The 12,084-nt window shown below is 72.9% G+C and carries 11 protein-coding genes; 8 read left to right on the top strand and 3 right to left on the bottom strand.

Going from position 1 to position 12,084, the window contains the following annotated elements; translation table 11 throughout:
* Positions 1 to 115: 115 nt before the first annotated feature.
* On the top strand, positions 116 to 943 hold the full coding sequence (locus NH2_RS16035; protein ID WP_084505589.1) for a SigB/SigF/SigG family RNA polymerase sigma factor: 828 nt from the start codon (positions 116 to 118) through the stop codon (positions 941 to 943).
* A gap of 51 nt (positions 944 to 994) precedes the next feature.
* Here the strand turns inward: NH2_RS16035 and NH2_RS16030 are convergent, their stop codons facing one another.
* A complete protein-coding gene (locus NH2_RS16030) occupies positions 995 to 2,170 on the bottom strand; it encodes an esterase/lipase family protein (protein WP_245650603.1) in 1,176 nt (391 codons plus the stop codon).
* Between the two features lie 406 nt (positions 2,171 to 2,576).
* Between NH2_RS16030 and NH2_RS16025 the strand changes: the two genes are divergently transcribed.
* Entirely contained in the window at positions 2,577 to 3,791 is a 1,215-nt protein-coding gene (locus NH2_RS16025; RefSeq protein WP_067654336.1) for a PucR family transcriptional regulator, read from the top strand.
* Positions 3,792 to 3,936: 145 nt separating this feature from the next.
* Positions 3,937 to 5,085, top strand: coding sequence for an alkane 1-monooxygenase (locus NH2_RS16020; protein ID WP_067654334.1), 1,149 nt, complete (start codon positions 3,937 to 3,939; stop codon positions 5,083 to 5,085).
* A gap of 318 nt (positions 5,086 to 5,403) precedes the next feature.
* On the opposite strand, the gene NH2_RS16015 is transcribed toward NH2_RS16020, so the two are convergent.
* Complete coding sequence (locus NH2_RS16015) at positions 5,404 to 5,802, bottom strand: DUF3052 family protein (RefSeq protein WP_067654332.1); 399 nt, start codon at positions 5,800 to 5,802, stop codon at positions 5,404 to 5,406.
* A gap of 236 nt (positions 5,803 to 6,038) precedes the next feature.
* On the opposite strand from NH2_RS16015, the gene NH2_RS16010 reads away from it, so the two are divergent.
* Together NH2_RS16010 and NH2_RS16005 are read left to right on the top strand one after the other, a co-directional pair.
* Complete coding sequence (locus NH2_RS16010) at positions 6,039 to 7,097, top strand: threonine aldolase family protein (protein ID WP_067654330.1); 1,059 nt, start codon at positions 6,039 to 6,041, stop codon at positions 7,095 to 7,097.
* Positions 7,098 to 7,358: 261 nt separating this feature from the next.
* Complete coding sequence (locus NH2_RS16005; RefSeq protein ID WP_245650602.1) at positions 7,359 to 8,633, top strand: cytochrome P450; 1,275 nt, start codon at positions 7,359 to 7,361, stop codon at positions 8,631 to 8,633.
* 50 nt (positions 8,634 to 8,683) lie between these two features.
* Here NH2_RS16005 and NH2_RS16000 read toward each other — a convergent pair whose 3' ends face one another.
* Positions 8,684 to 10,147 (bottom strand): MFS transporter, encoded by a 1,464-nt coding sequence (locus NH2_RS16000; RefSeq protein ID WP_067654328.1) that lies wholly within the window; start codon positions 10,145 to 10,147, stop codon positions 8,684 to 8,686.
* Positions 10,148 to 10,180: 33 nt separating this feature from the next.
* On the opposite strand from NH2_RS16000, the gene NH2_RS15995 reads away from it, so the two are divergent.
* From NH2_RS15995 to NH2_RS15985, 3 genes are all read left to right on the top strand, one after another.
* Entirely contained in the window at positions 10,181 to 10,486 is a 306-nt protein-coding gene (locus tag NH2_RS15995) for a Rossmann-fold NAD(P)-binding domain-containing protein (protein WP_067654326.1), read from the top strand.
* Between the two features lie 78 nt (positions 10,487 to 10,564).
* Entirely contained in the window at positions 10,565 to 11,101 is a 537-nt protein-coding gene (locus NH2_RS15990; protein WP_245650601.1) for a DUF4365 domain-containing protein, read from the top strand.
* 3 nt (positions 11,102 to 11,104) lie between these two features.
* A complete protein-coding gene (locus tag NH2_RS15985; protein WP_067654322.1) occupies positions 11,105 to 12,076 on the top strand; it encodes a hypothetical protein in 972 nt (323 codons plus the stop codon).
* Positions 12,077 to 12,084 lie beyond the last annotated feature (8 nt).

The following is a 12,084-nucleotide window of genomic DNA, read 5'->3' as shown; positions in this document are numbered from 1 at the left end:
GCGTGCCTGCGTAGCGGGGGTGGCCGAAATTTCGGCCCCGAAGCGGTTTGCGCGCAAAGGGTCCGGGTACCAGCTAGGACGTGCGTTCGCCCTGTCAGGCCGGAAGAGGTACCCGATGAACTCGACGACGATGACCGCCTACCGCGATGTCGCCCGCCGTGCCGGCAAAGGCGGCGGCTACGAGAACCTCGAGCCCCGCTTCACCGAACTAGCGGCGCTGGACCAGGCCGATCCGGCCAGGGCACGGCTGCGCGAGGACATCATCACCGCGGCGCTGCCGCTGGCCGAGCACATCGCGATGAAGTTCGCGGGCCGCGGCGAGAACGCGGACGACCTGGTGCAGGTCGCGATGGTCGGGCTGGTACAGGCCGTGGACCGCTTCGACGTCACGGTGGGCGCCTCGTTCGTCGGGTTCGCGGTGCCGACCATCATGGGCGAGGTGCGCAGGCACTTCCGCGACCGCACCTGGGCGGTCCGGGTTCCGCGCGCCACCAAGGAGCTGCAGCAGCGGCTGGCCCCGGCCATCGAGGTGCTCTCGCACCGGCTGCACCGGATGCCGACCGCGCGCGAGATCGCCGCGCACCTCGACGTCGATCTGGTCGAGGTCACCCAGGCGCTGATCGCCCGCAACGGCTACGCCGCCGAGCCCATCGAGCAGCCGCGCGGCGGCGACGAGGACTCCGGCACCTCCTCGGCGCTGGACGCCTTCGCCGCCCCCGACCCCGGCTACAACCTGCTGGAGGACGCCATCACCGTCGGCCCGCTGCTTGCCGCGCTGCCCGAGCGCGACCGCCAGGTGCTGATGTGGCGCTTCGGCGACAACCTCACCCAGTCGGAGATCGCCAAGCGGCTCGGCATCTCGCAGATGCAGGTGTCGCGGATCCTCACCCGGGTGCTGGCGAAGCTGCGCGAGCAGGCATTGTCCGAGCCCGCCGTGGCCTGACGCCCGACGAAGGAGCCCGTGGCCACGGGCTCCTTCGTCGTCTCCGGCGGGTCAGAGCTTGCCGCCACCGCCGATCAGCCACGGGTTGAAGGTGCACACCAGGTTCGGGTGCGCCTGCGGATCCAGCGCGTTCAGCGTGATCGACAGGGCCCGTGGGGAGTACATGATCGTCAGGTGGTCGGAAACGTCCTCCTCGCAGCCGTCCTGCAGGGTGATGTTGCGGACCGTCGCGTCCGGCCCTGCCTGCAGGAAGGTCAGGTCGTAGGGGTTGGTGATCTCGTCGTAGCGGGTGCCGACCACGGTGTAGTCCACCCCGGCCACGGTGTCACCGCCGGCATTGAGCCGGTTCACGAAGTCCGAGCCGACGGTCTGCTGGATGCCGGCGTGGCCGACGAAGATCTCGATGAACCCGAGGATGTCGATCCCGAGGTTGTTGATCGCCCGGCCCAGCGCGCCGATCCCGAGCAAGCTCGTTCCGTGGTGGGTCGCGCCGAAGGTGACCAGCTTGTCGACCTTGGCCGCGCCGCCCTCGAACTTGGTGTACCAGCTCGCCATCGGCCCGCCCTGGGAATGGGCCACCAGATCGACCTCGTCCGACCCGGTCGCGGCCAGTACCCGATCCACGAAGGTCGCCAGCTGCTTGGCCGAATCCTGAATGTAGCCGGTCCCCATCGTCCCGGGCAGCACCGTGCCGAGGCCGCCGCCCTGGAGCAGGTTGGACCGGCCGTAGTTGAAGGTGAACGTGCAGAACCCGGCGTCGGTGATCGGCTTGGACATGTAGGCGAAGCCGTTGTAGGCGTTCATCCACGTCCCGTGCACCAGCACCACCGGCTTGGGGTGCTCCGCGGTCGGCTTGCAGTTCCAGTCGTTGGTTCCCGGCGGGGCGACGTCGGGGTTGCCGAGCCCGTACCCGAACGCCGCCACCCACGACGACTGCTCCGGGCCGAAACCCACCGTGTCACTGGCATACCCGCCGGACAAACCGGAGCTGGACCCGGACCCGCCGTAGCAGTCACCCGAGCCGTTCCCCGACCCGGCGCCGCTGCCGGAATCGCACGCCGAGCCCGACGAACTCCCCGAATCCGCCACCGTGCGACCCGCCGCGATGTAATCGGCCAGCGCCTGCTCATCCGCCGAAACCGGCTCCGCCTGCGCTATCCCGGTGAACCCCACCGCCACGATCGCGGCCATCATCATGACGGCCGAGCCGATCACCCGTCGTTTCATACCGAGCCTTTCTGCGAGAACCACATCGTTCTCTCGATAACGTCGCCGACCGCGACTGCGAGCTGACGCTACGGCGGGACCCGGGCCCGAAAGCCCCGGTCGGCGCCGGAACTGGAATGCTCACGAAGTTCGCCCGGAAAATGCGGTGGCCAGCCACAGGAAGCTCGAATACGCGCGGAGAGCGCTGTTCTCGGCCGCGGAAAAGTGAGCACCGGGGTGCCGGAACGGGTTCCTTCCTCGCACCCTTCCCCCTTTTCACCTCGTTTCCTCAGGTCACGCCCCGTCGGCCGCGCCCGGGAAAAACGGAGTGGTAAGCGAGCGAGGGCGGCTATTACCGTTCGATAACGCCGTATTCGTCGAGGACACGCGGCGACGCGGCGGTTTCCACACGAGGAGGTCACCCGTGATGGCCGAGAGCAGCGTCCGGCCCGGCTCCGGACCAGGCAATTCCCCGATATCGCCCGCCCGGCCGGAGATGCACCGGCTGTCGCGCGACCTGACCGCGCGGCTGGCGCGCTCCGGCATCGCCTGCGCGGGCGCGCCGAACGCGCCCGCGGGCGCCGACCTCACCGCGGTGGTACGCGGCTGCCTCGGCTGGCTCGTGCAGCGGCTCGAGCTGGGCCGTGCCCCCGACGGCCGGATCGAGCGGCTGGAGCCGGCCGCGGCCGAGTGGGCGCGCGACGGCGTCCCCATCGACACCGTGCTGCGCGGCGTGCACCACGGTGTCCGCGCGGGGCTGGACGCGCTCTTCCCCGACCCGGCGTCGGGGTTCGACATCACCACCGGCACCACGGCGGTGGTGGAGCTGCTCGACCTGATCAGCTGCACCGTCAGCAAGGCCTACATCCGGGAGCTGCGCGGCGCCGCCGACGGGCACCAGACCTCCGTGCACACCCTGACCTCGGCGCTGCTCGGCGGGCACGGCGGCTCGGCCATGGCGCGGGAATCCGGGATCGCGCCTGCGCCCGGGTACTTCGTGCTCGCGCTCGCCGTCCCCGCGCACTCGGACGAGCACCGGCCCGACCTGGACCGGGCGGTGGTGGCGCGGCGCAAACTGCGCAGGCTGCAGTCCGCGCTGGCCGGGCGGTTCGGCGAGCACGCGCTCTCGCTGCTCTCGGTGGACGGCGGGACCGTGCTCGTGCCCGAGGACCGCTGCACCGAGGCCGAGATCGACGACCTGGTGCGGGAACTGGCAGCGGCGGCCCTGGTCCCGCTGACCGCCACCGTCTTCAGCGCGCCGCCGGAGAGCGTCGCCACCGCCGCCAGGCAGGCGCACGAACTCCTGGACACCGTCGAGCAGCTCGGGCTGCAGCCGGGCGTGCACCGCTTCGACGAACTCGCGCTGGAGTACCAGCTCACCCGCCCCGGCATCGGCCGCGACCTGCTGCGCACCCAGCTCGCCCCGCTGACCGAGCACCCCGAGCTGCTGCACACTCTGCGCGTCTACATCGCGGCGGACCGGCACCGGCAGCTCGCGGCGCAGCGGCTGTACGTGCACCCCAACACCCTCGACTACCGGCTGCGCCGGGTCGGTGAGCTCACCGGGCTGAACCCCACCGAGCCGCGGGACTGGTGGTACCTGCACGCCGCCGTCGTCGCGACCGCGCGCGCCGATCCCTGAGGTTCGGGCACCGATACCCCGCTGCGACCCGATCGTCGGCGTGTCGTTGCCGAAACATTGCTGCGGACGCGCGCGATGTACCTGGCACGACGGTTGCGAGGAGGTCGGACTCGGCAGCCGCGGTCGAGTGCGAGGTACCGGAACGATGTGGGCGAGCGAGCGGGGCTACGACCCGAAACGGCACCTGTGGCTGCTCGGACTGATCGCCCCCGCCTCCGCGCTGCTGCCCTCGCAGCTGGTGTACCGCACCGGGATGCCGGTGTTCTGGTGGATCGGCCCGGTGATCGTGCTGGCCGCCATCCCGCTGCTCGACCTGCTGATCGGCGCGGACGGCTCGAACCCGCGCGACGAGGACTACGAGCTGCTCTCCGCCGACCGCTACTACCGCTGGTGCACCTACCTGTTCCTGCCGGTCCAGCTGACCGGGCTGCTGCTCGCCTGCGCCATGTGGGGCGGCTCCGAGCTGGGCACCTGGGACAAGGTCGGACTGGCGACCACGCTCGGGCTGGTCTCCGGCATCGGCATCAATGCGGCGCACGAGCTCGGGCACCGCGTCGAGCACCTGGAGCGGTGGCTGGCCAAGATCGCGCTCGCGCAATCCGGGTACGGCCACTTCTTCGTCGAGCACAACCGCGGGCACCACGTGCGGGTCGCCACGCCCGACGATCCGGCGAGCGCCCGGCTCGGGGAGTCGCTCTACGCCTTCCTGCCGCGCTCGGTGGCGGGCGGGTTCCGCTCGGCGCTGCGGCTGGAGCGGGAGCGGCTGGCGCGCACCGGGTCGGGGTGGTGGAGCCCGCGCAACCACATCCTGCAGGCATGGGCCATGACGCTGGCGCTCTTCGGTGCGCTGATCGCGCTCTTCGGCTGGGAGATCACGCCATGGCTGCTGCTCCAGGCGGCGATCGGCGCCGGGCTGCTGGAGACGGTGAACTACGTCGAGCACTACGGCCTGCTGCGGGAGCGCCGCCCGGACGGCCGCTGGGCCCGATGCTCGCCCCGCGACAGCTGGAACAGCGACCACCTGGTCACCAATATCTTCCTGTTCCACCTGCAGCGGCACAGCGACCACCACGCCAATCCCGGCCGCCGCTACCAGACGCTGCGCAGCACCGAGATCGCCCCGCAGCTCCCGGCGGGGTACGCGGGCATGATCGTGCTCGCCGCGCTGCCCCCGCTCTGGCGCCGGGTCATGGACCACCGGGTGCTCGCGCACTACGGCGGCGACGCCGGGCGCGCGAACATCCAGCCGGGCAAGCGGGAGCACTACCTGGCCGCGCTCCCGTCCGGACACTGACGACGGCCGGTGTCACCTGCCGACCACGCTTTTCGGGGCAGCGCGGCGAGTAACGCGGGCCCGTCGCGCACCGGTGCACAGGGTGACAGTCGTCCATCGTTCGTAAGGAATCGCCGTGCTCGCTCTCATCGCCGTCCCGACCAACCCCATCGACGCCCTGCTGCGGCTGCTCTCGCAGCTCGCCTGCAGCATCTCCGCGGGCGAGGGCTGCGCCGTCATCCAGTAGCGGTCGGAGTTCGGGGCGAGCGAGTTGCCCGGCGCGATGCTCGCGCCGACGACAGCTGCGCCCCGATTACCCGCCAGGAGCACCCGGGCCCGTCACGATCCCGCGGCTGCACGCGGGCGCCGCATGCAGGTGGCGGTCCAGCCCTCGCTGATCCCCGTGTGGTCGGTGATCACCAGTTCGTACCGGTCGGCGGTCTCGACGAGCGCGCCCGCCGGAACATGGCCCCGGTAGCCGGGTTTCGGGGTGAGCGCCCAGATCGGCGCGTACGGCGGCAATGCCGCGGCTACCTCACGCAGGTCGATCGGCGGCGCGTCCTCGGCGCGCAGCCAGACCAGCGCGGCCTCGGGCGCCGGGGCGGCGAGCTCCGCGCCGAGGTGCGCGGCGAGCTCCGCCCTGAGCTGCTCGTCGACGCCCCCGGCGGCGCCGTACTCGCGGACCGGCGTATCCACGCGCAGCTCCAGCCGATGCGCCCGTTCTCCGGCGGCGTGCATGTTCTACCCCCTTCGCGATCCCCTGCTGCGTGTCGGCTGCCAACCCAACCAGGGCGGCGCGGCCTCGGCCCGCAGCCGCCGGTCGCCGGGCGTGTCCTCGGCGTGCCACGCACGGCAGGCCGCGCGTGCGTGGCCGCTCAGCCGGTGCGTCCCGACCACCTCCCTCGGATGAGCGTCCGCCGTCCGGATGCACGAGGATCGAAGCGGCAACCGCACAGCGTCGGCGAAAGGCTCCGATGACCGGCTCCGAGCAGCTCCTGCGTGGCTACCTCAGCGACAATGCCGCCGGTGCGGCGCCGGAGGTGCTCGCCGCGGTGGCCGCCGCCGCGGCCGGGCCCGCCGTCCCGTACGGCAACGACCCGCTCTCGCAGGCGGTGTACCGGCGCTTCGGCGAGCTGTTCGAGCGGGAGGTGGCGGTGTTCCCGGTCAGCTCCGGCTCGGCCGCGAACGGTATCGCGCTGGCAGCGCTCACCCCGCCGTGGGGCAGCATCCTGGCGCACCCGGACGCGCACATCGACAACGACGAGGCGGGCGCGCCGGAGTTCTTCACCGGTGGCGCGAAGATCGTTCCGGTCGGCGGGGCGCACTCGAAGATCGACCCGGCGGCGCTGCGGGCCGCGGCCGGGCGCAAGCGCGGCGACGTGCACAGCGTGCAGCCCTCGGTGCTCAGCCTCACGCAGGCCACCGAGACCGGCAGCGTCTACACCGTCGCCGAAGTGCGAGAGCTGGCAGGCATCGCGCGCGACGCCGGGCTGCGTGTGCACCTGGACGGCGCCCGCTTCGCCAACGCGCTCGCCGCGCTCGGCGCCACCCCCGCCGAGCTGACCTGGCGCAGCGGCGTCGACGTGCTCTCCTTCGGCGCCACCAAGAACGGCACCATGACCGCCGACGCCATCGTCTGCTTCGACCCCGCGCTCGCCACCGAGCTGGCCTTCCGGCACAAGCGCGGCGGCCAGCTCACCGCCAAGATGCGATTCCAGACCGCGCAGCTCGGCGCCTACCTCGCCGACGATCTCTGGCTGCGCAGCGCCGCGCACGCCAATGCCATGGCCGAGCGGCTGCGCGCCGGGCTGGCGGGGGCGCCCGGCGTGCGGGTCGCGGGCGAGCTCGGCGCCAATATCCTCTTCTGCCACTTCCCCGCCGAGCTCACCGCCGGGCTGCGCGAGCGCGGCTATGCCTTCTACGCCGACCGCTGGGAGCCGGGCGTCGTCCGGCTGGTCACCTCGTTCGCGCACCGGGAGGCCGATATCGACGACTTCCTCGGCGCGGTCGGCGAGCTGACGCAGCACAGGTAGCGCATGGTGAGCCGGGGAATACCGACCAGTGCGCTCGAATCCGCCCGCTGTTACCGTAAGCGGGTCCATCGTGACGAAGCCCGCTTTCGCGGCCACGTCACCGGATTCACGCCCGGGTCTCCCGGGTGAGTGGTGCGAAAAGGCTGGGGGAAGCGTGGGGTCGGTCGGTCGTGTGCGCGCGCCGACGGCTCCGCGGGCGCGGCCGGACTCCGCACCGGCCACCCCTGGCGTCGTCCTGTACCCCTGCTTGGAGCCGCGTCTGTGAATACCCCCCGATCCGCCCCGTCCACGCTGTCCGCCGCGCCGACCGGTGGCTGCCCGGTTGCGCACGGTTCGCCCGTCGAGACCGACGGCCCCCGCATCCCGCTGCACACCGCGGAATTCGCGGCCGACCCGCACGGCGCCTACCGCGCCATGCGCGACAAGTACGGATCGATGGCGCCGATCGAGCTGGCGCCCGGCGTGCCCGCGACGCTGGTGCTCGGCTACCAGACCGCGGTGCGGATCCTGAACGACCCGGAGCACTTCCCGGCCGACCCGCGCGCCTGGCAGGAAAGCATTCCGCCGGACTCCCCGGTCAAGCCGATGCTGGAGTGGCGCCCGAACGCGCTGCGCAACAGCGGCCAGGCGCACCTGCGCTACCGGCAGGCCTACACCGCCGCCATCGACGGCATCGACCTGCACGCGCTGCACGCCACCGTGGAGCAGATCGCGGTCCCGCTGATCAATCAGTTCTGCACCGCCGGTTCCGCGGATCTCATCGCGCAGTACGCCTTTCCGCTGGTTTTCGAGGTGCTGAACCGGATGGTCGGCTGCTCGGCCGAGCTCGGCGCGCGGGTCGCGCGGGGCATGGCCATGCTCTTCGACACCGTCGAGGCGGCGCGCGGCCTGGAGATGCTGAGCACCGCGCTGCTGGAGCTGATCGCGCTGCGCCGCCGGGAGCCGGGCGACGACGTCACCTCCCGGCTCGCGCACCACCCGGCCGGGCTGGACGACACCGAGATGCTGAGCAACCTGATCAGCTTCTACGGCGCGGGCATCGAGCCGCAGCAGAACCTGATCGCGAACACCCTGCTGCTCATGGTGACCGACGACCGTTTCGGCGGGAACATGCTCGGTGGCGCGCTCTCCACCAGGGACGCGCTGGACGAGGTGCTCTTCGACGACCCGCCGATGGCGAACTTCTGCACCTCGTACCCGCGCCAGCCGATCCTGATCGACAACACCTGGCTGCCCGCGCACCAGCCGGTGCTGATCAGCCTCTCCGGCGCCAACAACGACCCGCGGATCCGCGCCGCCGACCACACCGGCAACCGCTCGCACCTGGCCTGGGGCGGCGGCCCGCACGCCTGCCCGGCCAAGTCGGTCGCCTACCTGGTCGTGCAGGAGGCCATCGACCAGCTGCTCGACGCACTGCCGGATCTCGAGCTCGCGGTGCCCGAGGCGGAGCTGCAGCGCCGCCCCGGGCCCTTCCACCGGGCGCTGGCGGCGCTCCCGGTCACCTTCCCGCCGTCCCCGCACATGCGCTCCCGATAACCGACCGGGAACGCGGACGTCGGCTCCGACGGGCTCCGGCGGCGTCCGGCCTACCCGGGCCGATCCTCGCCGCTCCGGGCCGGCGCCAACGCAGGGCCGGTGGCGGCCGCGCACTGCGGCATGCAGTCGACGCCGTCGAGGTTCGCGGTGCGCCGGGGGCGGAGCAGGACGGCGGCCAGCACCGAGCCGGTGACCAGCAGCCCGGCGCAGATCAGCATGGCCCGGGCGAAACCCCGGTCGAAGGCGGCCGGATCGTCCAGCGCGTGGGAGAGCCCGGCCAGCCCGGGCAGCGCCGCCACCGCGAGCAGCTGCGCGGTGCGGGCCACCGCGTTGTTCACCCCGGAGGCGATGCCGGCCTCACCCGCGGGCACCGCACCGAGCACCGCCCCGGTGAGCGGCGCGACCAGCGCGGCCAGCCCGAGCCCGAAGATCAGCACGCCGGGCAGCACATCGCGCAGGTATGGGCTCTCCGGCCCGATCCGCGTGAGCAGCAGCAGCCCGGCCGCCGCGAGCAGCGGCCCCGCCGTCATGGGCAGCCGCGCCCCGTTGCGCTGCGCCCAGCGCCCGGCGGGCGCCGAGAGCACCAGCATGATCAGCGTGATCGGCACCGTGGCCGCGCCGGCGAAGAGCGGCGAGTACCCGGCCACCAGCTGCAGCTGCAGCACCAGCAGGAAGAAGACGCCGCCGAGCGCGGCGTAGACCGCGAGCGTCACCAGGTTGGCCGCGGTGAACACCCGGGAGGCGAAGAGCCGCGGCGGCACCAGCGGGTGGTCGCTGCGCAGCTCGAGCACCACGAACGCCGCCAGCAGCGCCACCCCCGCGACCAGCAGCAGCGGCGCGGTGTCGATGAGCCCGAAGGTCAGCGCGCCGAGCGCGAGCGCGATCACGAAGGCGCCGGGTAGGTCCAGCCGGGCCGGGGCGTCCGGGTCGCGGCTCTCCGGCACGTGCCTGCTCGCCACCAGCACCACGATCAGGGTGAGCGGCACGTTCAGGAAGAAGAGCGAGCGCCACCCCGCCAGGTCGATGAGCCAGCCGCCGAGGAACGGCCCGAGCGCCCCCGCCACCCCGCCGAACCCCGACCACAGCCCGATCGCCGCGCCCTGATCGCGCCGGTCCAGCGAGGCCGCGATGATCGCCAGGCTGCCCGGCGTCAGCATGGCGCCGGCCACACCCTGCAGGATCCGCGCCGCCACCAGCATCTCGATACTGGTGGCGGCGCCGCAGAGCACCGAGGTGACACCGAACCCCACCGCGCCCCAGAGGAATACCCTGCGGCGCCCGAGCCGGTCCCCGAGCGAGCCGCCGAGCAGGATGAACGAGGCCAGCGTCAGCGTGTAGCCGTTCAGCGTCCACTGCAGCCCGGCGACGTCGGTGTGCAGCGATTCGCCGATCCGCGGCAGCGCGATATTGACGACCGTCGCGTCCAGCGAGGCCACCGACGAGCCGAGCACGGTCGCGAGCAGGATCCACCGGCCGGGGGCCGAGGCCAGCCGGGGAAGCTCCTGGGTTGCCACCCGCCCAACCTAACCCCGGCGCGGCGCCGCCGTATGCCCGCCGGCGCCGACATCGTCTCCTACCACCCCGGTTTCGTCCCCGGCACCGGGCTGGCCCGCAATGCCGGGGCCATCGAACGCCTCGTTGCCCGCCGGGTGCTCCCCGCGCTCGCCCGCACCCCGCTCGCCACCGACCCGACCACCGCGGGAGCCCGGCTCGCGGCGGTGCTGCTCGGCCGGGTCACCGCTGTGACCGGCGGATACATCGATCGAGATCGGGAGACCCGGTCGTCCCCCGACTCCTACGACGGGCAGCGCGAGCAGGAGCTGTTCGCCGCGCTGGAGGGTTTCGTCGCCTAGCTGTCCCCTTTTCGACCGACACCGCGGCGGGCCGGGCATCGCTACCGTCTTTCGACGGAACGTCGGGAGGGGATGCCGGTGCTCGCCACCAGCCGCGCACGGGGGATCGACCGGAACAATCAGCAGGGCAAGTTCGGCGCGGACTACGTGCGCGTGCTCGCCTCCGCGGCGGGGTTGCTGTGGGCGCAGGACGATGTGGATCTGGACGGGGTCGATCTGTGTCTGAAGCTGCCGGGGCGTAGTCCGCTCGGGTTCTCGCCACGGATCGATGTGCAGGTCAAGACGGTGCGAAAGCCGCTGATCCGGAACGGGGTGCTCGCCTTCGACGGGCTGAGCGCGGCGCAGTACGACCGGCTGGCCGGGGCCGGGTCGATCGTGCCCCGGTACCTGTTCGTCGTGCACGTGCCGAAGCGGGCGGGCGAGTACGCCGCCGTGCTCAGCGCCGGGCTGCTGCTCCGGAATATCGGCTACTACCTGCCGCTGGGTGACGAGCCTCCGCGCGCCGCCACCGACACGAGGGGGAACGTCCGGGTCCGGATCCCGCTGAGCAATGTGCTGACCGCGGAGAGCCTCCGCGGCCTGGTCACCGGCGGCCCCGTCGCCCCGGCGGAGTAGCCGGTGCGGCCCCCGCCGATCGGCGATATCACCGGCTACCTGCGCGCCACCGGCTGGACCTGCACCGGGAACTGGCGCGGGGCCGAGGTCTGGAGCCGGGACGAATTCGATGTCCTCGTCCCGCCCGCCGAGCTGCCCGACACCGCCGCCCGGCTCAGGGAACTCACCCGCTGTGTCGCCGACGCCGAGCGCCGGACGCCCGCCGCTGTCTGGCGCGACCTCGGCCGGGTCCGCTTCGACGTGATCGGCTACCGCGGCGCGGCGAGCACCGAATCGGTGCCTGCCGGGCTGCGCGCGGTCCAGGCGGTGCACGACCTGCTCGCGCACGCGGCGCAGGAGACGCTCGGCGCCGACGGCGCCGAGCTGCTCGACCGGGCCCGGATCGCGCCCGGCGACGAGGTGTTCGGCGTCGACCTGGCACTCCCCGCCGACGACGGCGGCCGCCGCACCGTCCTCCGGCTGCTGCGCACCTGCGCCGCGGTGCGGAAGGCTGCCGACTCCGGCAGTGCGCCGGACGGCGTGCCGGAGCCGATCTGCCTCGCCGTCGCCGACCTCGCCGGAGCCGGCCGCGCGGGCGCCTTCGAGCTGACCTTCCGCTGGTCGCCGCTGAACCCGCGGCCGCACGAGGCGCTCACCTTCCCGGCCGGCGCGGGGGCCCGCATCCACGCCGCCGCTACCCTCGCCGAATCCGCGACCGCCGTCGTCGCGGGCCCGGTCACCGGCCTCGTCGACGACGAGGAGGGCGAGCGCAGGCTCATCCGGGTGCGCGGCGTGCTCGAGCTGGACGGCACCCCCGTCGGACGCCGCCGCACCGTCCCGGTCCGGCTCCCCGCCGACGCCGACTACGAACGCGCGCTCGCCGCACACCGGGACGGCCGGTCCGTGCGCGCCGAGGGCGCCGTCACCGACGGCCGCACCCGCGGCATCGCCGCCGCCCCCGGCGGCTTCACCGTGCTCGACCACCCCGCACCCTGACTCCCACA

The sequence above is a fragment of the Nocardia harenae NBRC 108248 genome, from assembly GCF_001612885.1.
In the GTDB taxonomy this organism is placed as follows: Bacteria; Actinomycetota; Actinomycetes; order Mycobacteriales; family Mycobacteriaceae; genus Nocardia; species Nocardia harenae.
Note: the sequence above shows the minus strand (reverse complement) of the source record. Positions and strands in the feature narration are given on the sequence as shown.